This is a genomic window from Caulifigura coniformis, assembly GCF_007745175.1.
Lineage (GTDB): Bacteria > Planctomycetota > Planctomycetia > Planctomycetales > Planctomycetaceae > Caulifigura > Caulifigura coniformis.
In genome coordinates this window covers 2,123,158-2,148,191 of record NZ_CP036271.1, presented here as the reverse complement: position 1 = coordinate 2,148,191, position 25,034 = coordinate 2,123,158, and the positions used below count along the sequence as shown (strand labels likewise).

Below are 25,034 nucleotides of genomic sequence, written 5' to 3'. Positions count from 1 at the left end.
CCCCAGGGACTGCAATTCGGACGATAGAGTGTGTGTATATCAGCGTTCGCGGCCCGGCCGTCAATCATTCAGACGACGGTGGTGGCGACGGGCCGCCGGTTCCGGCCACGTCCCGCTGGAAGCCGGGTACAACCACCTCCCTGTGGAACTTCTTCCAGTTCGCGAGCGATTTCAGCGCAGGGACTTCCGCACGAAGTCGCGCCAGGGTTTCCGGCGCGTACTTCTCGGGGTCTGTGCTCTCCTGCCAGATCTCGACGGTCAGCGGTCGGGTCGAGAGAGAAGGGACGTCAGTAGGCGCCGTTTCGAGGGCCGTCGATGACGAGCCGCATCCAGCACTGAAGAACGCAGCCGTGATCGCGAGGCAGCAGCCCGCTGCCCCTCGATGAACGCCGTATGGGACCCGGAACAGCGCACACTGCCAATGGACTCGGAACACGACTCGGCCTGCCTGACGATCGCGCCCACAAAGGGCGTCGAAATCTGCTTGCTCAATGAGCGATGGAAAGTTGGACAAAAAAAAATGACGCCGTCCGCTGCCGCCCCCTGCGACGGCAGCGAAGGGCACTCCGTCATTACAGGAAGCTCGCGACTTCACCCCCATCGCGAGTCGAGAGCTTCTGGTACAGCGGGAAGTCGATGTTTTCACTGATGAAATGGACCGAGCCGTCCGTCATCAGGAAGTGGGCGCCGCCGACATGCTGGCTGCGGAAGGCTCCGAAGTTGGCGGAGCTGTTGTCGCGTTTGTTGGCGTTAAGCTTCGTGAAGGTGCTGCCGTTGGTGTAGATGTAGCCGTATGACCAGACGGCTCCCATGGTGGTCGACGGCTTGCCGTTGGGGGCGAAGTCGGTCTCGCCGAGCGCGAACGTGTTGGACGTGCCATCCGTGATGTCGCGGAACTTGGAATAGTTGGCGTTGGGGCTCGGGTTGGAACTTCCCTTCGGTGCCAGGCGGACCGGAGGGATCGCGCCGTCGTATCGCGGCTCCGACGTGTAGCCGTAGTAGGACCAGTACGCGTAGAGCTGTGAGTCGACTGTGCCGGAGTTGAAGATGAAGCTGCAGGGGGCACGATTCTCCGCTGAAGAGAGCGGCCCGGACGGCATGGCCATGGTGGGGCACATGAGCGTCGGAATGAGCATCTGCTGCAGCTTGGCGTTGGAGTAGCCGTCTCCATCGGCGTCGGTCGCGTCGTTGCGGGGCTTCAGCGGATCCCACTTCTTTGCGAGCGCGTCGTTCTCGAGGAACGGCAGAATCGCGATGAAGCCGGTCGGATAGGTGGCGGTGGGTGCGTTGGTCGAGGCTGTTCCGCTGGTGAACGCCTGGTAGGCCCGTTCGACTTCCAGTTCCTCGGAATTCTTCACTGACGCAGGGAAGTGGTTGTAGGTGTCGTGGAAGTTGTGGAGCGCCAGCCCGATCTGCTTGATGTTGTTCTTGCACTGCGTCCGGCGGGCGGCTTCGCGTGCCTGCTGGACGGCCGGGAGGAGGAGCGCGATCAGGATCGCGATGATGGCGATGACGACGAGGAGTTCGATGAGGGTGAAGCCGTGTCGTCGGGATCGGGAGGGGAGTCCACTTCGTTGCATCGGACCTGCCTGGGGCAATGGCTTGGGGTGAGAGGATTTGGCGGCGGCAGGGGACATGGCCGCACTATGTGGATACTGAGACTCAGTGTCAACAATGTGTCGAGGGGAAGTGAAAGAAAATCTGAAAAAGCCGGATGCATGCTGCGGTCGGCCGCGCGCGAGGGTTCGTTGGGAGAGGATGAGGCCTGCCCGAGACTGGGATTCCGAGAATCCGCGGTGCTGGCGCCCAGGGGCCGTTGTTGGCGCCGTTGCCGTGGCTGACGCGAGCCCGGAGAGCTCGCGTCAGAGAGGCCATCGACATGGGAAATCTCTCCCCCGGCCGTGGTTCACCAGACGCATCGCCCTTTCAAGAGTGGCGGGTCACTGTGCGTTCGAGCGGACGCGGAGAGTCGGCCCTGCGTGTGATAGGAGGGCCCTCAATCGGCGGAGCGTTCGCATCCATTCGCGGGAGGCCCGGAAAGGCTCACTCCCGAATGCCGGGTCACGGCGTTGCCGGATGGTTTGACCGCGTCCAATCGACCGGTGGAGGCGCATTGAATGCGTTGCCGCGGAGGCGACCCGGAGGCATTCGCCCCGGAATGGCCCCTAGGCGAACCGCAGGTTCGCCGTGTTACCGATCGAGTTCGGCCGCGATGATGTTGATCGATCCCAGGATGGCGACGACGTCGCTCAGCTGGTGGCCGACAACCATGCTCGGGAACATCCCGAAGTGGATAAAGCTGGGCGGACGTGTGCGGGCCCGGTAGGCCCGGATGCTGCCGTCGCCGACGAGGTAGAAGCCCAGTTCGCCGTTCGCCGTTTCCGTCGAGCCGTAAACTTCGTCCATCGGGACCGGGTACCCGCGATTCGGCATGATCACTTCGAAGTGCTGGATCAGCCCTTCGATGCTCCGATACACGGCCGGCTTAGCCGGCAGCACAACATCGCTGTCGACCGAGACGTTGAGCGGCCCGGCCGGAATGTTCTCAAGCGCCTGTTCGATGATCTTGATGCTCTCGATCATCTCCTGCATGCGGACGAGGTAGCGGGCATAGCAGTCCCCGCCCTGAGAGCAGACGACTTTGAAATCGAAGTCATTGTAAGCGAGATAAGGTTCGTCCTTGCGCAGGTCGCGAACGACGCCGCTGGCCCGGGCCACGGGGCCTGTTGCGCTGAAGTTGATCGCATCCGCCTTCGACAGCACACCAATCCCCTTGGTGCGGTCGATGAAGATCTTGTTACGCGTCAACAGGCCGTTGATCTCTTCGTGGGCGGGGCGGAACCCCTTCACAAAGTCGCGGACCTTCTGGACCCAGTCATTGTTGACGTCGTACAGCATTCCGCCGACGCGCGTGTAGCTCGTGTGGAATCGCTGTCCGGAGGCATACTCGACGATGTCGTAGATCTTTTCCCGCTGCGTAAACGCGTACAGGAACGCCGTGAAGGCTCCGAGATCCAGGGCCGTTGTTCCGACGTTCAACAGGTGGTCCTGAATCCGCATGATCTCCGCACAGATGGTGCGGAGGTAGGTGCAGCGGGGCGTGAGCTCGATGCCGAGCAGTTTCTCGACGGTGTGATGCCAGCTGAGCTCATTCGCCATCGGCGAGATGTAGTTCATCCGGTCGACGATGGTGACGTACTGGTTGTAATCGAGGTGCTCGCCGAGCTTCTCGAACCCGCTGTGCAGGTAACCGATATGCGGGACCGCGTTGATCACCTTCTCGCCGTCGAGCGTGAGGATCAGGCGCAGCGTGGTGTGCGTGGCAGGGTGCTGCGGCCCGAAGTTCAGCGTCCAGTGGTATTCCTGGTCGGCTTCAGAGACGGGGGAGGCGTCGGAAAGTGAAAGCGGCATAACAGTTCGGACACGGGCGGCATGAAGAAGCCCGGCCTCGCGAGGGATCGGGCTTCTGGCAGAATCGCGACCGGGATCGTATGACGCCCGGGGCGGGGGTTCAAGACGCGAGACCGCCCGAACTCCGACGAGGGGCCTGTGTCGCTGATTTTATGAGCCAGAATCGATTCGAGCTGCTTCCGCAGGCCGCCGCTGGCTTCCGGGCCTTCAGCGAGGGCTGCGAGGCGTTTCAACGCGAGACAGGGGTCAGCCTCGCCGAGGGGATGTTGGTTTTTGCGGAGCACATCAGCGAGGAGTACCTGGCGTTTCTCGATGGCATCACTCCCTGGTCCCGCGGCTATTTCGGCGTGGATTGCCAACTCGGCCAGGCAGTGGGAATGGGGGGATTCAAGGCGCGGCCGGACACCCAGGGGAGCGTCGAAATCGCCTACTGCACGGCCCCCGAGCTGGAAAACCGCGGATATGCAACCCGGATGGCCCGCGCGCTCGTGGAACTGGCACACCAGCAGCCGGAAGTCCGGCTGGTCATCGCTCACACGCTCCCCACGCCGAATGCTTCCGCACGGGTGCTTACGAAATGCGGGTTTCAACGGACGGGAGAAGTCGTCGATCCCGATGATGGTCCCGTCTGGCGTTGGGAATGTCTTCGGGGTTCCGAAATCTCAGCGGACTTCCGTGGCGTTTGCCGGGCTGACTTTCCGTGACGGGCCGGCCATTTGTTCGAGGCGCGCACGGGCCGCCTGCAGCCGGGCGATCTCGAGGTCGATCTGCCGGCACCGTTCACGGGCCTTCATTTCCAGCGAGTGCTGCAGCGACCGGATCATTCTCGCCTCCGAATTCAGGCCGAGTTCCTCGAGCTGGCTGGCGGCCGTCTTGAGGTTCGATTCCAGGCTCGCAGCGGGGGCTTTCGCAGCCGAGGCCTGCACCACACCACGACGGGGCCGTTCATTCGTGAAGATCAGGACGCCGTCTGGGCCGTGCCAGCGTGGGACGGTGCCAACGCCGTTCCCCTCGACTGCAAAGAAGTCGACATGGGGCAGGGATCGGTTGGACGCGGTGCGTTGACCGGCGGGACTCGGGGCGGGGATTGCGTTGAGCGGAATCGGAAACTGGGGGACCGCGACGAAACCGTTGTCGAAGACCTGGAGCGACAGCCTCTGGGGTGACTGGCAGTCCGCATCGTCGAGGCAGAGATTGAGCCGGGCCGGCTCCTCGGAGGCTTCGGGCTCGATCGTGAAGACGTTGGCGAATCCCCTGGCGGAGTTCGCTTCACGTGGATTGTCGAGTTCCGGGGGCGCGGGCAGTTCTTCGAGTTGCACAGTCGCTTGCGCCGGGGCTTCCGGGAGGGCTTCTGTCATCGGCGCAGGTTCCGCGTGGGCAACCTGGTACTCGACCTGTTCCACGGCGTTCACGAGCGCGGGGGACGGCTCGGAAGTGGCGGCCGGATGCTCGGTCGGCCGGCTGGCCACGGAGAGGCCGAAGGCTTCGGCCTGGGCCTTGAACTGGGGCACGCTGGTGAGTTCGGCGGGTTCGGGAGTCTCGTCGACGGGGACGAGATAGCGCTTCTGATCTCCAGACGGCGGGAGCATCTGCTTCAACGGGGCGATCACCTGCGGCTCTTCGGCGTTGATGACATGCGACGTCAGCAGGAGCCAGGAGTTTTCGCCGGGGAGCTTGCGGACGGCGGTGTGGCCTTCCGGGATCAGGACTTCAGCTTTCGAGGTCTCGCCGTTGATCTTCGCGTCGATCCACAGACGCGAATAGCGATTGTCTTTGGAGATCACACCCCGGACGTTGAACGTCCGGGAGCATCCCTCTTCGGTCGTCTCGATCGAAGCGGTCGTCCCGTTGAAGAATGTGATCTTCGGGGCTGCGGTGATCGCGCTCTCCTTCTGGCTTTGCAGGGTCATCAGGAGACGTTGTTTGCCAGCTGCGTCGACAAGTCCCTGCGCCGTTCGATGAATCTTGCCGTCTCCGCAGGCGTCGAGATCTCCCTGGATCAGCTGGATTTCGACGCTGAGCGCGAGATCGCCCGTGCCGCGAACTTCACTGAGCAGATCTGCGATGCGTTCATGCATGGCGTGAGACTGCCGCACGACCAGCGACAGGGTCGACTCATGCACAGTCAGCGCTCCCTGCCCGCCTCCCTGGGGCCAGCAGTCGGCTCCGGTGCGCAGCTCGATCAGGTCGATCAGCCACTCGAAGTCGGAGCTCTTCTTCGCACCCGATTCGGACGCCAGGGGGACGACCAGATCGGCAACCTGGTAGACCTTGGTGACAAGCGGCTCGGGGGCGTGGTCGACGGTGATCGCGTCGTCGGCGCGAGTCGGCGCGGAGACGGCGAACGAAGCGAATGCCATGCAGGCAAGAACTCGGGCAGCGCGCCGGAGAGACATGCGAACCATCCTTGGCGTCGACTCGACGAAATCGCGGGCTGTGGCGGCGCGGAAATCCTTTCCGGCAAGCCCCGACCGCAGAGAAAGCTGAGTTTGAGGGGCGGTTTTCTAAGCCGAACCGGCAGTTTTGAACAAGAGCGGTTCAATGTGCAGATTGCGGGCCGATGTGGATCGACTGCGACGCGGCATCGGGAGTTGCAATTCGGAGAGGGGCGCCGCCGCGCAAAGCAGCCCGGCTGGTCCATTTCTGAGGGAGGGGTCTCTTCAATGCAGGTGGGGCCTCACGATTCGGCCTCCTCGACGATCGACCGGCCGGGCTGCTTGAAATGCAGTCTCCTCCCCATCGGGAAACAGGCGATGCCCCTGACCGACGCCCTTCCTTCTCTTCTGCTCACCTTCTACGCCGCCCGGATTTCGTGACTCTTGCCGTCGTAGATGAGGATTGCCGACTTGTCGTCGATCACGGTTTCGATATGGGCGGGGCGGCCCCAGATCTTCTGGACGTTGACGAGCGTGTCGCGGGCGTAGTCCTGCTTGAGCTCGACGCCGGCGTAGTCGTGGGCCAGGTAGAGCTCGCCACGGTTCTTGTAGTTGCCGTCCTTCACATAAATGAAAGGGCGGCCGTGATTGGTCAGATTCGTCAGAAGCTGTTTCTTGATGTCCTGGAACTCGCGCGAGGCGATTTCGTAGTCGCCGCTGTTCTCGTTGTAGGCGAACGAAAACAGCTTGTGCTTCCGGCAGAAGTCCTCGGTGAGATAGGTGTCGATGAAGGTGACGTCGTTGTGGATCCGGCGGACCTCAAAGATCTTTTCGCGTCCCAGCCCGAGTTTCCTGTCCCACTTCTGCCGGGTCTCCCAGTCGTCGCAGTGTTCCCACTCGTGACCGAACTGTCCGCGGTTCCAGCGTTCCTCAATGTCCTTGAACAGCTCGATCCCGATCTTGTAGGGGTTCAGGCGCTGGGGCGACATCGCCATCGTGCCGGAGTGGTGGTCGGCATAGTCGATGACTTCGGCGTCGGTGAGGCCGTGGGTCGTCATGATCTTGGAGTGCCAGTAGCTGGCCCAGCCTTCGTTCATGATCTTCGTCATCCCCTGGGGGGCGAAGTAGTAGGCCTCGTCGCGGATGATGCCGAGGATGTCGTGCTGCCAGTCGGGGAGCGGGGCGTGCTGGAGGAGGAACAGGAGAATGTCGCGGGCGGGTTCGTCCGGGAAGGAGCGGGAGGCGGCCTTGTGCTCTTCCGCCCGCCGCTGTTCCTCCATTTCGCGCTGGAGCACGTCGCGCGGGTTGATGAAGGCGTCCATGTACTCTTTGGCGGCGAACTTGCCGCGGGCCTCGGGCAGGCCGCGGTCTTCCTGCTCTCGCTCCCGTTTCCGCTGCTCTTCCTCCTCGGCGATCTTCTTCGGGTCGGGAGTGCGGCGGATGAAGGGGGAATGCGGATCGATCAGGTCCTCCAGCGACAGGCAGGCGTCGATGAACTGCTCGACCGGTTCGTAGCCGTAGCGATCGATGTAGCGGTTGATGCGCGAGGCGTGGTTCGCCATCTGGTCGAGCATCTTGCGGTTGGTCTGCGCGAACCAGGCGTTGTTCTTGAAGAAGTCGCCATGCCCGTAGACGTGGGCGATCACCAGCTTCTGGTCGGCGAAGGCGTTGACGTCGAGCAGGTAGGCGTAGCAGGGGTCGGTGTTGATGACCATCTCGTAGATCTTCGAGAGGCCATACGAGTAGCTCTTGGTCAGTTCGTCGTACTCGGCGCCGAACCTCCAGTGCGGATAGCGGACGGGGAAGCCGCCGAAGGCGGCGAACATGCTGATCTCTTCGTAGTCCAGCATTTCGAAGATGGTCTCGGGGAAGTCGAGGCCATAGCTTTTCGCGATCTCCGCCAGACGGTCCTGGGCGTCTTTGATTTCCGGCGGGAGCGGACGCTGAACAGAAAGTGGCATGGACGCACGGCTCGTAGCTGGTGTCGAATCCCTGATCCCTGACGCCCGCGCGAAGGACGTCGGGGAATTCTAGGAGCGAGGGCGCCGGGCGGTGTAGATCAACTGCGGTCAGGATCTCCGAATCCGGTCAGTCGACGCGATTTCCGTCGTCTTTCGGATGATCCCCCGGCCGTCTTTGGGCGTTGAGTTTCCAACTGGAAAGTTGGTCTCCGATGGATGCAGGCAGTCCGATTCGTAGAGAGCTCGATGGAACGCTGGCCGACGTGCTCGAGAAGCACCGGGAAGGACCGTCGTTCTGGCCGTCCATGGACGTGGGCTTCGGGGCCGAATTTCCCCTGCTGGGCGTGGTGGTTCTGATTTTTGCGGGCGTTGCGTGGCTGGTGTGGCGGCTCGCCAGCGATCCGACTGCCAGGACGCGGTATTCAGCCATTGAGCAGACCGTGACCGGCGTCGACCTGATCGACAGCCAGGGGCAACGCGAATCCGTTCCCCGGCATGCCCTGATCCTGCAGGTGGCCGGGTTGTGGGAGCGGCGTCGAATTCTTGTCCTGACAACGCGGAGCCGCAGGCCGGAAGCCCGCCGGGTGGTCGCGCTGGGGACCGTGGACTGGATTCCGATTCGCAGCGACTCGACCGTGCGGGAGTGGGAGGGATTTCTGGGGGTCAAGGTGGAACCGCAGGTGACGACCCGCGTTGCTTGATGGGGACGAGTGGGAGCTTGGGGTCGAGAGGCAAGACAAGCGAGGTGGAGGCGCTGGCGTTGGTACACGGCCGGCACGGCTGTGGCACGGCAGTCTGGTGGCACTTCGACAAGCGTTTTGGAACCGATCGGCCTCTTTCTAGAATGGCAGCATGGGCGCACCGCGGATCATGGTGGTTGAAGACGAGGAAGCTCTCGCCAGGGGGCTGGCCTTTAATCTCGAACAGGAGGGCTACGTGCCGGCAGTGTTCGGGGATGGGCCGGCCGCGCTGGCGTACTTTCAGGAGCATCCCGGCGAGGTCGACCTGATCCTGCTCGACCTCATGCTTCCCGGCATGAGTGGCTACGAGATCTGCCGCGAGATCCGCACCGTCGATGGCCGCGTCCCGATTCTCGTTTTGAGTGCCCGGACTCTCAGTGAGGACCGCTCCCAGGCGTTCGACTGCGGGACCGACCAGTACCTCACCAAGCCGTTCGCCCTTCCCGAACTCCTGTCCCGCGTCCGGAACCTGCTCGACCGCTCGGCCCGGATGGGGCTGGCCCTGAAGCGGATGGAAGCGGGCGATCTGTTCCGGTTCGGGAATGTGACGGTCGATTTCGCCCGGTTCGAGGTGCGGAACGGCGAGACCGTCCACACGCTGACGACCATGGAAATGCAGCTGCTCCGCTACCTCATCCAGCATGAGGGGACAGTGCTTTCGCGGTCGCGGCTGCTGAAGGACGTCTGGGCCGAGAAGGCCGACCTGGCGACCCGCTCGATCGACAATTTCGTGATGCGGCTGCGGAAGGTGATCGAGCAGGACCCGGCGAATCCGACGTACCTGGTGTCGATCCGGGGGACGGGATACCGATTTGATGCCAATCCTGGCTTGTCGCAAGTGCAGGAATAGTTGTGCTTTACGCGTGTGACAAAACTTTGACAGAAGTTTGATTGCACGCTGACATCGGCGCGCCGAAATCCGCTTATAGTGCCGCGTCAAAGGTGCCTGGAAATGGCCAGGCCGAGCGCAACCCCGGCTGATTGATCAGCCGACCGGATTTCTGGAGTCACCCTCGATGCACGCGCCTGCGCCCAAAGTTCCCCGTCCCAGGCGTTCCCGCCGGAAGCACACGTCCGAGCCGGTTCGCGAAGCCCGGGAGTCGAAGATCGTTGTGGCGGCCGATGTCGAGCAGAACGCCGCTGCTGAAAAGGCCGCGGTGTTCGCCAGCTTCGAGCCGGACCAACTCAAGTGGGCCAATGTCGACTGGATCGTCGTCGTCTGGATGGCGGCGATGCACGCCGGTGCCCTGGCGGCCCCGTTCTTCTTCTCGTGGTCGGCCCTGGGGATCACGATCTTCCTGCACTGGTTGACGTGCAGCATCGGCATCTGCCTGTGCTATCACCGCTGTCTGTCGCACCGCTCTCTGAAGCTGCGGAATCCGTCGCGGTTCTTCTGCCTGCTGGCGGGGGTGATTTCGGGCGAAGGCTCGCCCCTGATGTGGGCCGGCACGCACCGGATTCACCACTCAAAGTCGGACCAGCCGGGTGACCCGCATTCGCCGATGGAAGGCGAGTTCTGGTCGCACATGATGTGGCTGTTCGTGAATCACTCGAAGGACATGCGGGCGATGATGGACCGGCGGTTCTGCCCGGACCTCGCCAAGGACCCGCTGCTGCAGTTCTTCGACAAGACGTACGGCCTGTGGCTGATCGCCACCGGCGTCGCCCTGTATGCCGCGGGCGGAATGCCGTGGCTGTTGTGGGGCCTGTGCGTGCGGATGTGCATGGCTTATCACAGCACGTGGTTCGTGAACTCGGCGACGCACCTGTGGGGCTACCGCAACTACCAGACCCGCGACGAATCGCGCAACCTGTGGTGGGTGGCGATCCTCTCCTACGGTGAAGGCTGGCACAACAACCACCACGCCCATCCGAAGCTGGCCCGGGCCGGGCATCGCTGGTGGGAGCTGGACCCGACGTGGTACGCGATCAAGTTCCTGCGTGCGATTGGCCAGGCGTACGACGTCGACGACCGCGTTCCAGCCGTCGGAGCCGAGTCGACGGAGACGGACCTGTAGGAACCGTTGATTGAACTGACAAAAGGGACGCTGCCCTCAGGGCAGCGTCCCTTTTTTTGCACCGGGCCGCGCTGAGGGAAGGCCGTGATGATCCGATTCCGTCGCTCGAGCAGCTTCAACACCGGTATTCCGGGATCCGCAGGCGATGACCGGACGAATGCGAATCGAGAACCGCTCCATCGCCTGTAGAGGAGCCATGAAAACGGCTTGATCGCTGCGTCGATCCACGGCCGCATTTCGTTCGCACGACGTTGGCCCAGGTCGATGGGTCGTCTCGCCCGACGAAGAGGAGAGGAGATGGGGGGCGAGATCGCTCTTCTTGCTGTCGATCTCACGACGGCCAGTGGTGGTATAGGCCCTTGCAGGGCGGGCAGGGATTGCGGCCTGAGTGGATCAGCCGGCTGAGGCTGGCCGCTCGCCCGTCGAGTCCATTGGAATATCGAGGCCACCCCTCGTCGCAGCAGGGAGACAAGGACAGGTCGTCAAACGCGAAGCACCCCGGCCGCTTTGAAGCGGCCGGGGTGCTTTCATCGTTTGGAACTTGCCGGGGAGGCTTAGAGGGCGGCGGCCCTGGTGCTGACGGCTCCGGGCCGGCCTCCTTTTTTGATCTTCCGGTTCATCAGCCACACCAGCACCGGGCTCGCGATGAACATCGAGCTGTAGGTGCCGATGATGATTCCCATGAACAGGGAGAACGCGAAGCCTTTCAGGCCTTCTCCGCCCAGGGCGTACATGATGAAGATCACGATGAGGGTCGTGACGCCGGTGAGCAACGTGCGGCTCAGGGTTTCGTTCAGGGCGCGGTCGACGAGTTCCTTGGAGACCGTCGGGCTCTTGCCCCGGACTTCACGGATGCGGTCGAACACGACGATCGTGTCGTTCAGCGAGTAACCGACGATCGTCAGGAACGCCGCCACGAGCGACAGGTTGAACTTGAAGTCGATCAGTCCGAGCGACTGGCCGATGGCCGTCTTGCTGGCCAGCGACGCAAGAGTGACGAGTCCCAGAACCGCGAAGATGTCGTGGAGCACGGCCACGACAGCGGCCAGTCCGAAGTCGACCGCGAGGAACCGGAACCACAGGTACAGGATCGTCGCCAGCATGCTGACCACGATCGCCGTCACGGCGATCCACTGCGTTTCGCTGGCCACGGCCTGGTCGAAGGTGTTGAGTTCTTCGAACAGCGGCCGGCCGGAAGCGGCCTTCGCATAGCTGCTGGCCGCCGCGGCAAGATCTTCCGAGGTGACGACGGATTTCGCCCGGACGGTGATTTCCTTCGACTGCGGAGCATTGACCGGATTGATCGCCGCCACGAGGGAGAGAGCGTCGGCATACTTCAGCTTGCCGTCCGCTCCCTTGATCTCGGCCAGCTGTTCTCCGACGGCTTCGCTGGCGGTCGAGGCCGACACCGGCGAGTCGAACGTGAGCGTCACTTCGTGACCATCCTTGAACTCAGGAGTGGTCGAGTTCTCGATGCGGGTGACAGCGCCGGCCGTGAGGCTCTGATGGATAAGCTTCTGGGGGCTGTCCTTGAACGCCTCGGCGACGAGGCGGCTGACTTCGTTGTCATCGTCCTTGGTCGAGCGGATGCGGACGAGCGTCTTGGGCGGATTGTCGACGGTCTGCAGGGTTTCGACGGCGACGGCTTCCTGGAAGGCCGCGTCGAGCCGCTGCTGCATTTCGTCGGTGGTGGGGGTTTCGCCATCGAACCGGAAGGTGGCCATGGAGCCGCCGCGGAAGTCGATGTCGAGATTGTCAGAGCCGCGCCAGGCCACGAGCCCGAGGCCCAGGGCGATCAGCGAGCAGGAGAGAACGGCAAAAACGCGAGTCTTCTTCGAGAACGCGATGTTGGTCGCCTTGATGGCTTCCATCATGCTGATGTCGGTCAGCCATCGCTTGCGTTCGGCGAGGTCGAACAGCAGTCGTCCCATGTAGAGGGCAGTGAACATGCTCACGACGATGCCGATGAAGAGCGAGACGGCGAAGCCGCGAACCTGCTCGGTGCCGACGACATAGAGCACGACCGCCGTGATGAGCGTCGTGAGGTTGGAGTCGACGATGGTGGCGAGGGCCTTGTGGAAGCCGTTGTGGATGGTCATCCGCAGGCTGCTGCCCTTCGATTTTTCCTCGCGGAAGCGTTCGTAGATCAGCACATTGGCGTCGACCGCCATACCGATGGTGAGCACGACGCCGGCGAGGCCGGGCAGGGTGAAAGTCGCGTTGATGAGCGACATGACGCCCATCAGCAGGACAATGTTCACAATCAGGCAGAGGTTGGCGATGAGGCCGAGCTTGCGGTAGTAGACGGCCATTACCACGAACACCGAGATGCTCGAGATGAGCATGGCGCGGTAGCCCTTGGTCTGGATGTCCTGCCCGAGCAACGGGCTGACCGTGAACTCGTTCACCGGCTTGCGGTTCAGCGGAACGTCGAGGGCGCCTGCGTTCAGGACGCCGATCAGTTCCTGAATCTCCTTGGAGGTGAACTGGCCTGAGATCTGGCCGTTCGAGCCGATGACGGCATTGATCGTCGGCGCAGAATGGACTTCTTCGTTGAGAAGAATAGCGAGGCGCGTGCGGTGCGAACCTTCGCGGGGCTGATACTTCGTCGTCAGCTGGTTGAAGAGGAAGCCGCCGTACTGGTTGAACGTGAACCCGACGGCTGGGCCATCTTCGCTGAGCTGTTCGGTGGCGCGGACGAGGAAGTCGCCGGTGATCCGTTTCCTGGGATCAGGTTCGACGACGAGGAGCAGTTCTTTGACTTCCTTGCCGTCGCGAATGACGGTTCGGGCAGGCGCGTCGACCGACGGATCCGGTTCGACAGGCTTGAGCTTGTCGGTGTCGCCGATCTTCGCAACCGGCCGCCATTTCGCGATGAGGCGGTCGTCCTGGTAGATGTCGTTGACGGCCGGGTTGTTGCGGGAGGGTTCGGCCAGCGCAATGATCGCCTGGTGATCGAACCGGTTGGCGAGGATGTCGAACTCGAGGCTGCCGAGGTCGACGATGCGGCGCTTGATTGCGTCGACCTGTTCCTGGCTGGCCTTGGGGACGATGACTTCAATGCGGTCGGTTCCGACGCGGCGGACGGTGATTTCCTCGGTTCCGCCGGCGTTGATTCGCTTGGAGACGCGGCTGACGAGCTTGTCCATCACGTCGGCGGTGATGTTCTCCTTGCCGGCGGCCTTGGCAGCGGCCTTGTCGACTTCGAACACCATGTTCGATCCGCCGGCGAGGTCGATTCCGAGCTTGATCGCGTTAAGCCAGTGGCCGGTCCGGATCTGGGCGTTGATGAACGGAACGAAACCGATGGTCAGCGCGAACAGGACGAGGCCGATGCGGAAGCTCATTTCCTTCACGCGCAGCGACTGTGCGATGAAGCTGCCGACGATGAACGGCAGGACGAGAATGGCGAGAACCTCGAGGAGCAGCAGCAGGCCGGCCCAGGAGCCCTTCACTTCCGTGGGGACGCTGGTGCCGGGGGCGAAGCCCTCGGGCTGCTCGACTCCGCGTGGGGCCGGGATCGAGGTTTTGGCAGGATCGGGCTTGCCCGGCTCGAGGGCGGGCCGCTCGGCGGGAGCTGTCGTCGCCGCCGCGGGAGTGGCCGGAGACGTTTCAGCAGCGGCCGGCGGTGTTGCAGGGGCTGCTGCAGGAGCAGCGGGGGGCGTTGCCGAAGCGGCCGGTTGTGACTCCGGGGCTGCCGGAGGCTGTTCGGCGGCCGGCGCCGGAGCAGCGGGCGTTTCGGCCGCGGGCGTCATCGGCGCGGGGGCCGGGGCCTGCGTGGCCGGAGCCGCTGCCGCAGGAGCCTCCGTGCCGGCGGGTGACTGGTCTTGTCCAAGGAGGGCCGTGCACGCGAGCAGTGCACACAACAACACGTTCATCGGGAGAATGCTCCGTCCGGTGTTCAGGACCGGGTTCATCTGCTTCTGAATGAGATGGATTCTGTCGCTGCGGAGTGGGCTTCGACGGGTCAGCTCTTCTCGTGAGCGGCTTCGGAAGTCGACAGCACGTCGCGAATGGCGTCCGCCCGGAACTTGATGCGCGAGTCGTCCACCATGCGGAGGGTGACTTCGAGGCCGTCTTCCGACCTGCTGACGAAGGTTCCAATGATGCCGCCGATGGTCACGACCTGGTCGTTCTTCTTCAGCGACTGGATCAGGTTGCGCTTGCGATCCTGGTCCTTTCGCGACTGACGACTGTTCATCCACATCATGACCATGAAGGCCAGCAGGATCGGGGCGAAGAAGCCGATCATGCTCCCCGTGCCAGGAGGTTGCTGCGCCGCTCCCTCGCCTGCTGCGGGTGCCGCGGCCGGAGCCGCTTCACCACCAGCCTGCGCCAAGACCAGCGCTACCGTCAGCCAGTTCCACATTGTTTGTTCGGTCGCTCAAAGGATCAGACGACCCGTGACGAAGCCACCCCACCGACAGGACGCACCTCGTCCTTCTGGCGGCCCAGCCCCCCGGATCGAAAGGGCGTATCCTAGAGTTCGCCACGGAGGGCAGCAAGACGCTCCGCGCGAAACTCCGTGAGGCGGTTCGACTTAATCGCCGTCCGCAGATCACGCATCAGGGTCTGGTAGAACGTGAGGTTGTGGAGCGTGAGCATCATCGGGCCGAGCATCTCCTCGACCATGAACAAATGCCGGATGTAGCCCCGGCTGAACTGGGTGCAGGTCCGACAGGAGCAGTCCGGGTCGAGAGGTCCTTCGTCACGCTGATGAACCAGGTTCCGCATCTTGACCGGCCCACGGCTGGTGAAGGCGGTGGCGTTGCGGGCGTTCCGCGTGGGCATCACGCAGTCGAACAGGTCGATGCCGCGGGTGACGCACTCGATCAGGTCGACAGGCCGACCGACTCCCATCAGGTAACGCGGCTTGTTCTGCGGCAGGAAGGGCGTTGTAAAGCCCACTGTTTCATACATTTGCGCCGGTGCTTCGCCGACGCTCAGGCCGCCGATGGCATAGCCGGGGAAGTCGAGCGGCAGGAGGGCTGTGGCCGAGCGTTCCCGCTGGCTCGGGAGGACTCCCCCCTGCACGATTCCGAACAGCGCCTGGTCGGCCCGCTGATGGGCGTCGCGGCAGCGGGCGGCCCAGCGCGTCGTCAGGTCGACGGCCGCCTGGATCTTCTCCTCGGGGGCGGTCGCGGGCGGGCACTCGTCGAGGCACATGATGCAGTCGGCCCCGAGATCCTCCTGGATCTTCATGGCGCTTTCGGGGCTGAGCTCGAGCAGGCTGCCGTCGATATGCGACTTGAAGACGACGGACCGTTCGTCCATCCGCCGAAGTCCCGACAGGCTGAAGACCTGGAAACCGCCACTGTCGGTGAGGATCGGGCCGTCCCAGTTCATGAACCGGTGGAGACCGCCGAGATCGCGAACCACCTCCGCGCCCGGCCGCAGTGCGAGGTGATAGGTGTTGGCGAGGATTTTCTGCGCTCCGGTTTGCCGGAGCTGTTCGGGCCAGAGTCCTTTGACGGAGCCGCGGGTTCCGACGGGCATGAACGCGGGCGTTTCCACGACGCCATGCGGCGTCTCCCAATGCCCGGCACGGGCGCCGGTGGCGGAGTCGACGGCTTCAAGGTGGAAACGAAACATCAATCGCTGCGGAAACGAACCAGGCGGACGCGCGGCCCCCACTTTAGCCGCGTCCCTCAGACCCCGCCGCGTCGTCCCCGGAGAATTCCGGTTTCAGGGACGCCATCACGGGGCACACGGGACTTCCCGCTGTTTCCGGGATGGTCGTCGGCCGCGAATCGCAAGTCGTTGTTATGAAGGGGTCTGCGCTGATTCAAAATCGGAGCAGTCGAGGTCCGATTCTTTGATCGCGCGCGTTTTTCGGGGCGTTTGATCGGCAGGAGGAAATGTATGTTCGGAACCCCGACCTGGAGAGTCCTGCTGATCACGGCCCTCTGCGTCGCCTTGTTCTGGCGAATCCGGAGCTTCATTGAGTCGATGATGAGGTGATCGCCATGGTGTGGTTCTTGATCGTCCTGCTGTGGCTGGGAATTGGAATCACGGCGTGGTGCGTCTGCCCACGTTCGGACAAGCAGGGCGAAGGCGAGTCCGATGGAGGCATCTGGGATCCGTCCTCGTGGTTTGACGTCTTCTGAGTCTCAGGTCGGCCGGGCGATTCTCCGGCGAACACGCTGCTGCCCCAGCGAACGCCACTCAGGGGCCGAGGTGCCTTGTTCCCAGTTTGCGTGGCCAGTGGGGCAGATTCTTTCTGCGCTGCGGAATCTCAACGTTCGAACGGGGTGAATGGGCCGAGGAGGTCGTTCTTTGCCCTTGGGCCGGGTGGAGGCGGCATATCCATTGCAGGCCGCTTCTCGTCTTCCGGCGAGATCAGGACTGCGCCCGGCGCGGTCGGCAGGGGTCGCGCCGGGCGGTTGCGGCTCGAGAGCCGCCTCACCTTGAAACAACGTTCTTGCCTCCTGCCGGCGCCCTGAAACAGGAGTTCCGATCATGTTGCGCTCCACTACCGCAATTGCGGCCATGCTTGCCGCCAGTTCCGTTCCGGCCCAGCAGGTCGGGAGTCCGCAGCCCGGTTCGCCGCAGCGCCCCGGCCAGACGACGCAGATCCAGGGAGCTGATCAGAACCAGACGCGTGAACGAGATCGGACTCAGCCGCCGGCTGCGGCACAGGGGTCAAATTCCTTTGCACCCGGGGCGTCTGCACCACGGAATGAGGTTCCGAGCCAGGAGGGGCGTGCCCGCCAGGCCAACCGTCGTGGCCGGCCGGGGCAAACCGCCGAGAACCGGTTCGACTCCCATGTGGCGGACTGCCTGATCCTGGGCAATCAGGGCGAAATCGCTCTGCTGAAGTTCGGCATGGAACGAACGAAGAGCGAGGCCGTAAAAGAACTCGCCCAGACGATGATCAAGGATCACGAGAAGGCGATCGGCGAACTGAAGGAGTTCGCTTCACCTCACGGGGCGAACGCACAGCTGACGACCGATCAGGCGGAAATCCGAGGCGCAGCAAACAGCCGCGAAGCGCTCAAGGTGCCGGCCGATGCGGAGAACGCCCCGGCCCACGGAGGCCAGAACAACCTGATGGCGAAGATGCACCGGATGGCGGTCCGGACCCATGAGCAGTGCCTCGTTCTGAGTCGTGCAGAGCTGACTAAGTACGAAGGTCACGAATTCGACCAGGCGTTTCTCGGCCAGCAGCTTGGAGCGCACATTGGCATGCTCGCGACGCTGAAGGCGGCGGGTGAAGAAGCTTCGAGCGACCTTTCGGAATGGACGTTGAAAGCCCAGGAAACGACCAAGACGCACAAGGATCACCTGGAGAAGCTGATGAACGACCTGGGGAAGGAGGCGCATTCGAAGAAGTGACGCGCCATCGAGAACGCGATCGTCACAAGGCGTTGCCGACTCCCCCTCCCAGCCGTCGGCAACGCTTTCTTTTGTTGTGTACTGCGCCGGACGGGAATCGCGTTGCTACGGCAGCTCGAAGGCGCCGAGATCGGGCCGGTCGTCGGCGGGCCGCTTGCGGAAGCCGAACGGAGGGACAAGTTCGTATTTCACCGGCTGCTCGGCGAGCGCGTTCGGCAGCGGCTGTCCCGCGTGGCGGGCGGGGGATGATTCGACGAGCCGGAAGTCGTGCTGCGCTGCGTCGCGGAAGCCGGGAGCGTCGCCGGTGATGTTGCTGGAATCGGTGACCGTTCCGGCGAGCGTTCCGTGGCAGTCCTTGTAGCCCTTCTTCAGCCAGTTGTGGTGCAGGCGGGCGGTTCCGGTTTCGTCGAGGATCGACAGTCGCGAGCCCTCGGCCTCGACATAGACGATGTTGTTGAACACCTCGGCGCTCTGCAGCTGCGTCGAGAGACGGAGCAGAGTCGTGTTGGTGCGCCGCTTCGAGACGACCGTGTTGTGATAGAACCAGAGCGGTCCCTGCCGGAAATCTTCCTGCGGCCCGCTGTCGCCTCCGAAGTGGACAATCTGCGGATTGCCGGCGTTGTTGGGTTCGATCAGCAGGTTGCCGTAGACGAATGCCTGGTGGTAACGCGGATCGGTCTTGATCGTGTCCCCTTCCTGCGACTCCACGAAGTCGAGCTGCCGGTTGCCCCCTTCGATGATGTTGTATCGAACGACCGTTCCGGCCGAGCGATCCTTGAGGTTCGTGCCGCCGCAGCCGTCGCGCAACGGGCCGAAGCGATTGAACTGGTAGATGATGCCGGCGGCTTCTGTGTAGCTGTTATGCTGGAAGCCGCTTCCTTCGAGGCCATTGCCTTCGATGTGGCAGCCTTCGACGAGAATCTCGCTCGATTCGGGGGCGGTGAAGAAGCCGTTGGCGCAGTCGTGCAGACGGCAACTGCGAATGGTGATGTGCTCGCCCTTCTCGATGTAGATGGCACTGGCGGCGTCGCTGTATTCCTGGAGCCCGTCGCGTCCGAAGAAGTTCCGGCCCGGGCGTGCACCGCGGACTTCCAGCCCTTCGATGACGATGTGGGCCGGAATGACATCGGGCGGAATGTTTGAGCCTCCGATCTTGATGAGGCCGCGCTGCCCGCTCCAGTAGTCGAGTCCGGTGCCGGTGATCGCTCCGTCGGCCTCGATTACGGGGAGCTGCCCTTCAGGGCCGGGGATGCCGCGAATGACGATCGGCTTGTCCTTCGTTCCCCGACAGGCGAGGACCCACTTCACGCGGTAAGGATCGGGCCGCCAGTGGATGGCGAGGAGGTCGCCCGCCTGCAGCCGTGCGAAGGGGGCCATTTCGAGGCGTTTGATCGGCTGGTCGGGGCCGACGTGGTACTCGGCCGCGGACAGGTGTGACGCAGACAGCAGCACTGCCGCTGCCATAAACGACGCCAGACAGCCGAACGCCCGGACTCCTACGCTCCACATCCCGCACCTCCCTGCGCGTTTGAACGGACGATTAATCGCGAGGCTTCCGGCCACGTCGCCCGCGCGGCGGACGCCGGCCGGTTTCCCCGGAAGACCGGCTGCGATTGGACCGAACCGTTTCTTTCCATCGCTTGAGCTGATCGCGGAAGTCGGCGAGGGTCAGCAGGATTTCCGGCAGCTGGATGTCCGCTTCCGCGCCGGGCCGGCCCCCCTCTTCGGGATCGGTCGCTTCGTGGACTTCCTTGTCGAGCGTCCGGATCCAGCCGGGGACGTCGATGCCCGACCCCCACGAGTCTTTCAGATACGCATCGATTTCCTGAGACAGCTCGGTGAACGACGAGGAATCGAACTTCCCTTCGCGGGCGTCGGCAACCGACGGCTGGATCAGGGCGACCATCCGGTTCACGGCCAGCGGTTTCACGAAGCGCTGGTTGAGATGGTCCGCGATCACCGGCATCCGCATGCCGTATTCCTGCTGCAGTTCCTTGAGGTCTTCAAGGTGCTGCGCGGCGATGTCGGCCGTCTGCACTTCGTACGTCGTTTCCCAGAGCCTGGCCGCTTCCTTCATTTCGGCCCGGCAGAGGACCTCGTGGACGATCATCAGTGGCTGCATGTGCCACGCGTCGCGGTCGTAGCCGGCTTCGACGCGGAGGAACTCCAGCAGGCAGTAGAAATTCTCGCCGTAGTCGGACTGCGTGGTGGTCGTGTTGTATTCGAGGAACCGGTCGAACTTGTCGACGACGATCGAGTAGATGGTTTCGAGTGCCCACGCGGCCTCCTCGCGATCGATACGGCCTTCTTCGATGTCCTGCAGGAGACGCATGGGATGGAGCGGATCCTGCTCCTTTTCGAGATATTCGAGGTACCAGTCGACCGAGTTGTGGAGGATCGCCCGCACGTTGCCGAGGGTGAGCTGGCTGGCGTGGAACAGCTCGGAGCCATACTGCTCGATGAAGTCGGCGAGTTCTTCCCAGTCCTCGGCGTCGCGCAGGCCGTCCACGGACGAGATCCGCATGGTGCGGCTGTGGTCGATCCAGAGCTTCTGGTAGAAGTCGAGAACTTCGCCGACAGCCTCGATGAGAGCCTCGGCGTCTTCGCCGACTTCCTCCCAGGTGCGGGCTGATTTCACGACAGCGGCCAGCGAGCTGCGGAGCGCGAGATCAAACAGCCGGTCGAACTCGGTGATGGCCTGGCCTTCAGGGCGATAACGGCGCTCCATGCGGAAGGCGGTCTGCAGGACGTGGTAGGTCTCGCGGATCAGTCCGAGCTTCGGAAGTTCGCGGAGCAGGAAGCGGACGACCGACTGCAGCGCCTGCGTGCGCAGAAGCGGGCCGGGCTTTCCACCATGTTCGAGCGGCACGTACAGCAGCGGGTGTTGTTCAAGCCAGTTCACGACTTCCGGCAGGAGCTTCTGCACCTCGGCCGGCTCGCGACGGATGATGGCCCGATAAACGGCCGCGAGGCGTTCCTCATCCTGAGACGGCCGCGGCGTGGCGAGCGTTTCGGGCATCGAGCCGGACAGCAGACGTTCGGCGTTCCGCAGGCTGATCAGCGTGCTGACGATGTGATGCAGCAGGTAGTACTTCACCTGCAGCTGGATGTCGTATTCGACGTTGGCGTCGTGGTCGCCGGAGGTCTCGCCGATCTCGTGCGCCCAGACGGAGTGCATGAGTTCCGCGAGGTCGCTCTGCCAGCGGCGGGCCTGCTGATGCCAGCTTCCGGCGGCGGTGAGGGTCTGCTCGTCGAGCGGACGGACCGTCGTTTCTTTCGCGAGGGCGACGGCGGCCATCTGCCAGAGCTGCGCGACCGCGTTGAGGAACTTGAGTCGCGGCTCGAGTTCGCGGTTGATCAGTTCAAACTCGGTGTTGCGGAAGCCGAGATCGTTCTCGAGCGTGTCGCCCCAGTTGCCGTCGTCGGTGCTGTCGCGATAGGTGACGTCCTCATACGCCGCCTGGAACACGTCGTCGGTTTCGTCTTCGTCATCGGCGTCCGGCCGGTTTCGGCCGGGCCGCTCAGTGCGGTCGAGTTCGTCCGCATCATTGGCGCGGGCGACGGCGCCTTTGAGCGTCGGTACCGACCAGAACTGCTCGGCGTTGGCCTCGAGATAATCGAACAGGCGGCGGATGAGGGCGACGCGGTGCGACTGTGCGTCTTCGGATTCCTTCGCATGGGCCGCCAGCTTCATCCAGCGGATGAGCAGCGAGAACAGCGAATGCTCCGACGATTCCATGCCGACTTCATCGACGCGCCCGAGCCACTGCATCAGGAGGCCCATGGAGGCGACGTAGTCCTCGCGGTCGAGGAGCGCGTCGATCACCTGCGCGTAGGCCTGCGCCGACTGGAACTGGTCGACATGCTGCCGCCAGAAGGAGATGTCTCCCGCGGCCTCGCCGGCGGCACGCCATTCGGTCAGCGCTTCAGCAACGTGCAGGGCCGACTGGTACGACTCGTCGCCGACCACTTCCGGCAGGTCCTCGATGACCGTGCTGCCGAAGCGGTCCCACCACTCGACGAGCCGGCGGTACTCGGCCTGCATCCGCTCGCGGAGGGCGCCAAGGCCCTGAGCCGCGGCTTCGGCCATCGTGCGTCCGTAAACGCCGAAGGCGCCTTCGACGAGATCGAGCAGCGACTCGACGCGGTTGTCGGGAATCGCGTCCTCACGGGACGAGAAGAGAGCGAACTGCCCGGTGAAGCCCAGGATGTTCCAGGGGTCGACGAGAGCCCCGCATTCGATTCCGCGATTCAGCAGATCGGGGATGCGGGACACGTGTTCGGCCGCGGCGTCAACGCGGCCGCGATCAATTTCATGGTGGGCCGTTCCGATCTGGCATTCGATCTCGGTTTCGAAGCGGATCGAGGCGGCGGGAATGGCGGCGGCCTTCTGGCGGCTCGCGTCGGCGTAGCCCATCTGGGCGTACAGGTAGGCCAGTTCACGGTACTGCACCTGCCGCGCGCCGTAGCCGGCGAGGTGCATGTTGAGGTACTGGCGGACGTGGCCGAATGGCTGCTGGCTTTTCTCGGCTTCCCTCTTCAGGCGCTTCGCACGGGCGCCTTCCAGCCGCGTCATGAGCTGCTCGTAAAACTCGTCACGGCGGCGGGCGACCGTTGGCAGGAGCGACGAGAGCGTCACGCTGGAATCAAAGGAATCGGGACCGGCTCCACTGACGGAGGAGGCCATCAGCATGGTTCCGCACAAGGCGGCCGCGGCGTCGAACAGGCGCTCTTCGCGTTTGCCGCGGGCGTCCGGGCCGTCGACCCAGGCAGTCAGGGCGTCGAGCAGGATCTGGCGAATCACGAATCGGCGATAGTGCCCCCCCAGGTCGATCCGGTGTGGGTCCCACTCGCCGAACATGTAGTTCGTGCGCTTGTTGACCGGGTGGAGGTGGTCGTGGGCGCGGACATCGATCGCCAGTTCGTCGAGCCGGTCGAGGTCGAGGTAGGCTTCCTGGAGGACGTCCGGCGGAGATTCGCGCAGCAGCTGGAGCGTGCACTCGATGAGATCGTGGAACTTCCCGGCCGCAACGCCGGCGCCGGCGATGTACAACGGGACGGGCCGGAAGCGCTCGTGCGGATAGAGTTCCATCTTCCGCCCGTTTTCGAGGACGGCGATGGGGCGGTAGCCGACGTAGTCATTCAGACGGCGGATGGCGCCGCTGACAATGCGGTCGCGCTCGTCCCAGGGACCACCTTCGGAGAGGACGGCCTCAAACATCCGTCCCAGAAGGAACGGCTGTTCGAAATCGGCTGGCTCGAGGTGGAACAGGAGGTCGGCGTGGAAGTCGCGATAGGCCGGAAGGAGGTGATCGATCGTGACCGACAGGACTTCCCGGGCCTGCTGGATGTTGGCGAACGCCGGGTTCTCGGCGGAGAGCGTCTCCATCAGGGGAGACAGCCAGTCACGAAGGGTCGCGGCGGAGAACGGTTGAAGGAACTCTGTCGTCCGGTTGAGCGCGGCCAGGAAGGCGATGTCCTCTTTTCCATTGGAAAAGTTGAGGTGCCCCAACAGCTCGCGAGCCAGCGCATTGGCTGCTTCGCCCGAGGGCGCGGCGGCACGGGCGGCGGATGTGGGCTTCTTCCTTGACGGCATTTCTCAGCGATTCAGCCCGGATTGTTGGCTGCCACCCGTTCGCCCGGGGGCGTACGGAGGCGGATTGCAGCCGCGGGCGACCGGCTGCAATCGACATGTTTCGGAATTCAAAGTCGCCCCGTATTGTGACCAATCTGCGCGACGTGCGTAAAGCGGTCGCGCAATTCGGCCCAAGAATCGTTCCGGAGGCCGATCAGTAGGATCGGTAGGGCAATCTGGGGGGCTCTTTCGGCCGTCAGCTTCCTCGGCGCAACTCCACTCTTGCCATCGACTCGCGGGGGCCCGATTCTCGTCGCATGCTTCGAGCCTGCATCGTCTGCCTGCCCGCTGCCGCCGTGATCAATCCCGCGCTGGGCGGAGGCATCGGCGGCACCGAGACGCGCGCCTGGCTCTTCGCCCGCACCCTCGCCAAACGGGGTGACACGCAGGTGACGTTCATTGTGCGAAATCGAACGCCGATGGACGGGACCGTGGAGGGCGTCGTCATCCGCACCTTCGTCGACCGTGTCTACAACCTGTTCGAGCAGGTTGGGCTGTGCGTCGTCCGGCGTTCCGGATTTCCGTGGCTCAGGCTTCGCCGCTGGCGGACGTCACTGCTGTGGCAGTTCCCGGCCGCCGTCGCCGTGAGACTCTTCTCGCCGCGGCGCAATCCCACGCAGCCGGCGCCGCACTTCCAGCACATCGACTGCGACGTCTTCTGCACCTTCGGTGTTCAGACCGTTTCCGCCACCGTGATCGCTTCGGCCCATGCGGCGGGGAAGCGGGCCGTGCTGGTGCTGGGATCGGACGGCGACCTCGACGAGAAGTTCCTGACGGACCCTGACTCCATCAATCCGTACGGCGACCGGGCCGCGGTTTGCCGCTTCATACTGGAACAGGCGGACGAGATCGTCTGCCAGACTCCGGACCAGAAACGGGTGCTCAAGGAGCGTTTCGGCCGCGAGGGCGTCGTTATCGAGAACCCGCTCGATCTCGAGGAATTCGATCGGCTGGCCGGGAAGGGAAAGGCTGCGGCTGCCGACGAGATGGTGTCCGACGCCCGCAGCCCGTCAGGAGCGTCGTCCGCCCGTTCGTCCCGTCCCGTCCTCTGGGTCGGCCGGGCCGACGCCATTCACAAACGCCCGATGCTCGCGATCGACATCGCAAAGCAGTGCCCCGCGATTCCGTTCCTCCTCGTCATGAATCCGCGCGATCCGGCCGAGGAGGCCCGCGTCCGCGCTGCTGCGCCCGCGAATGTCACGATCCGTGACCGGGTCCCGCCGCCCGAGATGCCGGCCCTGATGGAGAGGTCGCTGGCACTGCTGAACACGTCCTCGCTGGAAGGTTTCGCGAATACGTTCCTCCAGGCCGGGGCGGCGCGGATTCCGGTGGTGTCGGTGGAGGTCGGCGACGTCTACCTTCGGCAGTCGAGAGGGGGAGAGTGGTGCGCCGGCGATCTCGGACGTGGGGCGGCGATTCTTCGCGCCTGGGCCAGTGATGATGCAGGCCGCTCGGAACTGGGAGCGAACGGACGGGCGTGGGTCGAGGCGCATCATGCCGCGGCCGAGCGGGCCGCGGAACTCCGGGACGTCCTGGCGGCGACTCAGCGCGCCTAAGAC

The 25,034-nt window shown here is 63.8% G+C and carries 17 protein-coding genes; 7 read left to right on the top strand and 10 right to left on the bottom strand.

The genetic code is table 11. From position 1 onward, the window contains the following. Positions 1–64: 64 nt before the first annotated feature. The 3 genes from Pan44_RS08505 to nuoD all read right to left on the bottom strand — a co-directional run bounded on the left by Pan44_RS08505 (position 65) and on the right by nuoD (position 3,411). Complete coding sequence (locus Pan44_RS08505) at positions 65–436, bottom strand: hypothetical protein (RefSeq protein WP_145029154.1); 372 nt, start codon at positions 434–436, stop codon at positions 65–67. A 136-nt stretch (positions 437–572) separates the two neighbouring features. Further along, a complete protein-coding gene (locus Pan44_RS08500) occupies positions 573–1,580 on the bottom strand; it encodes a DUF1559 domain-containing protein (protein WP_145029152.1) in 1,008 nt (335 codons plus the stop codon). Between the two features lie 610 nt (positions 1,581–2,190). Further along, complete coding sequence (gene nuoD, locus Pan44_RS08495) at positions 2,191–3,411, bottom strand: NADH dehydrogenase (quinone) subunit D (protein ID WP_145029150.1); 1,221 nt, start codon at positions 3,409–3,411, stop codon at positions 2,191–2,193. A gap of 152 nt (positions 3,412–3,563) precedes the next feature. On the opposite strand from nuoD, the gene Pan44_RS08490 reads away from it, so the two are divergent. Further along, positions 3,564–4,115 (top strand): GNAT family N-acetyltransferase, encoded by a 552-nt coding sequence (locus Pan44_RS08490; RefSeq protein WP_197453947.1) that lies wholly within the window; start codon positions 3,564–3,566, stop codon positions 4,113–4,115. On the opposite strand, the gene Pan44_RS08485 is transcribed toward Pan44_RS08490, so the two are convergent. Both Pan44_RS08485 and Pan44_RS08480 read right to left on the bottom strand, forming a co-directional pair. After that, positions 4,074–5,771, bottom strand: a complete 1,698-nt coding sequence (locus Pan44_RS08485) for a hypothetical protein (RefSeq protein WP_145029146.1) — start codon at positions 5,769–5,771, stop codon at positions 4,074–4,076. The genes Pan44_RS08490 and Pan44_RS08485 overlap by 42 nt on opposite strands. Positions 5,772–6,205: 434 nt before the next feature. Beyond that, positions 6,206–7,747 (bottom strand): SpoVR family protein, encoded by a 1,542-nt coding sequence (locus tag Pan44_RS08480; RefSeq protein ID WP_145029144.1) that lies wholly within the window; start codon positions 7,745–7,747, stop codon positions 6,206–6,208. 212 nt (positions 7,748–7,959) lie between these two features. Between Pan44_RS08480 and Pan44_RS08475 the strand changes: the two genes are divergently transcribed. From Pan44_RS08475 to Pan44_RS08465, 3 genes are all read left to right on the top strand, one after another. Further along, the gene (locus Pan44_RS08475; RefSeq protein WP_145029142.1) at positions 7,960–8,448 is read left to right on the top strand and encodes a hypothetical protein; all 489 of its coding nucleotides are present in this window, start codon (positions 7,960–7,962) and stop codon (positions 8,446–8,448) included. Between the two features lie 151 nt (positions 8,449–8,599). Continuing rightward, positions 8,600–9,337, top strand: coding sequence for a response regulator transcription factor (locus Pan44_RS08470; RefSeq protein ID WP_145029140.1), 738 nt, complete (start codon positions 8,600–8,602; stop codon positions 9,335–9,337). A gap of 166 nt (positions 9,338–9,503) precedes the next feature. Beyond that, on the top strand, positions 9,504–10,505 hold the full coding sequence (locus Pan44_RS08465) for an acyl-CoA desaturase (RefSeq protein ID WP_145029138.1): 1,002 nt from the start codon (positions 9,504–9,506) through the stop codon (positions 10,503–10,505). A 554-nt stretch (positions 10,506–11,059) separates the two neighbouring features. Here Pan44_RS08465 and secD read toward each other — a convergent pair. From secD to tgt, 3 genes are all read right to left on the bottom strand, one after another. Further along, entirely contained in the window at positions 11,060–14,422 is a 3,363-nt protein-coding gene (secD, locus tag Pan44_RS08460; RefSeq protein ID WP_197453946.1) for a protein translocase subunit SecD, read from the bottom strand. A 50-nt stretch (positions 14,423–14,472) separates the two neighbouring features. Continuing rightward, positions 14,473–14,874, bottom strand: a complete 402-nt coding sequence (gene yajC / locus Pan44_RS08455) for a preprotein translocase subunit YajC (protein ID WP_145029135.1) — start codon at positions 14,872–14,874, stop codon at positions 14,473–14,475. 110 nt (positions 14,875–14,984) lie between these two features. After that, on the bottom strand, positions 14,985–16,097 hold the full coding sequence (gene tgt / locus Pan44_RS08450; protein WP_145029134.1) for a tRNA guanosine(34) transglycosylase Tgt: 1,113 nt from the start codon (positions 16,095–16,097) through the stop codon (positions 14,985–14,987). Positions 16,098–16,471: 374 nt separating this feature from the next. On the opposite strand from tgt, the gene Pan44_RS27310 reads away from it, so the two are divergent. Next, positions 16,472–16,612, top strand: a complete 141-nt coding sequence (locus Pan44_RS27310) for a hypothetical protein (protein ID WP_197453945.1) — start codon at positions 16,472–16,474, stop codon at positions 16,610–16,612. A 352-nt stretch (positions 16,613–16,964) separates the two neighbouring features. Continuing rightward, the gene (locus Pan44_RS08445; RefSeq protein WP_145029133.1) at positions 16,965–17,840 is read left to right on the top strand and encodes a DUF4142 domain-containing protein; all 876 of its coding nucleotides are present in this window, start codon (positions 16,965–16,967) and stop codon (positions 17,838–17,840) included. A 105-nt stretch (positions 17,841–17,945) separates the two neighbouring features. On the opposite strand, the gene Pan44_RS08440 is transcribed toward Pan44_RS08445, so the two are convergent. Further along, positions 17,946–19,349 carry a right-handed parallel beta-helix repeat-containing protein gene (locus Pan44_RS08440; RefSeq protein ID WP_145029131.1) on the bottom strand — a complete coding sequence of 468 codons (1,404 nt, stop codon included), beginning with the start codon at positions 19,347–19,349 and terminating at the stop codon, positions 17,946–17,948. 31 nt (positions 19,350–19,380) lie between these two features. Next, positions 19,381–23,436: a hypothetical protein gene (locus tag Pan44_RS08435; RefSeq protein ID WP_145029129.1), complete on the bottom strand. Its 4,056-nt coding sequence runs from the start codon at positions 23,434–23,436 to the stop codon at positions 19,381–19,383. A 296-nt stretch (positions 23,437–23,732) separates the two neighbouring features. On the opposite strand from Pan44_RS08435, the gene Pan44_RS08430 reads away from it, so the two are divergent. Continuing rightward, positions 23,733–25,031 carry a glycosyltransferase family 4 protein gene (locus tag Pan44_RS08430; protein WP_145029128.1) on the top strand — a complete coding sequence of 433 codons (1,299 nt, stop codon included), beginning with the start codon at positions 23,733–23,735 and terminating at the stop codon, positions 25,029–25,031. Positions 25,032–25,034: the final 3 nt, after the last annotated feature.

What these genes read in the sequence shown, in the direction of transcription:
- Pan44_RS08435 (WP_145029129.1), bottom strand. Translation starts at nt 23,436, where the DNA reads ATGCCGTCAAGGAAGAAGCCCACATCCGCCGCCCGTGCCGCCGCGCCC.
- yajC (WP_145029135.1), bottom strand. Translation starts at nt 14,874, where the DNA reads ATGTGGAACTGGCTGACGGTAGCGCTGGTCTTGGCGCAGGCTGGTGGT.
- tgt (WP_145029134.1), bottom strand. Translation starts at nt 16,097, where the DNA reads ATGTTTCGTTTCCACCTTGAAGCCGTCGACTCCGCCACCGGCGCCCGT.
- Pan44_RS27310 (WP_197453945.1), top strand. Translation starts at nt 16,472, where the DNA reads ATGGTGTGGTTCTTGATCGTCCTGCTGTGGCTGGGAATTGGAATCACG.
- Pan44_RS08465 (WP_145029138.1), top strand. Translation starts at nt 9,504, where the DNA reads ATGCACGCGCCTGCGCCCAAAGTTCCCCGTCCCAGGCGTTCCCGCCGG.
- Pan44_RS08480 (WP_145029144.1), bottom strand. Translation starts at nt 7,747, where the DNA reads ATGCCACTTTCTGTTCAGCGTCCGCTCCCGCCGGAAATCAAAGACGCC.
- Pan44_RS08470 (WP_145029140.1), top strand. Translation starts at nt 8,600, where the DNA reads ATGGGCGCACCGCGGATCATGGTGGTTGAAGACGAGGAAGCTCTCGCC.
- Pan44_RS08475 (WP_145029142.1), top strand. Translation starts at nt 7,960, where the DNA reads ATGGATGCAGGCAGTCCGATTCGTAGAGAGCTCGATGGAACGCTGGCC.
- Pan44_RS08445 (WP_145029133.1), top strand. Translation starts at nt 16,965, where the DNA reads ATGTTGCGCTCCACTACCGCAATTGCGGCCATGCTTGCCGCCAGTTCC.
- Pan44_RS08440 (WP_145029131.1), bottom strand. Translation starts at nt 19,349, where the DNA reads ATGTGGAGCGTAGGAGTCCGGGCGTTCGGCTGTCTGGCGTCGTTTATG.
- Pan44_RS08500 (WP_145029152.1), bottom strand. Translation starts at nt 1,580, where the DNA reads ATGCAACGAAGTGGACTCCCCTCCCGATCCCGACGACACGGCTTCACC.
- Pan44_RS08430 (WP_145029128.1), top strand. Translation starts at nt 23,733, where the DNA reads ATGCTTCGAGCCTGCATCGTCTGCCTGCCCGCTGCCGCCGTGATCAAT.
- Pan44_RS08485 (WP_145029146.1), bottom strand. Translation starts at nt 5,771, where the DNA reads ATGGCATTCGCTTCGTTCGCCGTCTCCGCGCCGACTCGCGCCGACGAC.
- nuoD (WP_145029150.1), bottom strand. Translation starts at nt 3,411, where the DNA reads ATGCCGCTTTCACTTTCCGACGCCTCCCCCGTCTCTGAAGCCGACCAG.
- Pan44_RS08490 (WP_197453947.1), top strand. Translation starts at nt 3,564, where the DNA reads ATGAGCCAGAATCGATTCGAGCTGCTTCCGCAGGCCGCCGCTGGCTTC.
- secD (WP_197453946.1), bottom strand. Translation starts at nt 14,422, where the DNA reads ATGAACCCGGTCCTGAACACCGGACGGAGCATTCTCCCGATGAACGTG.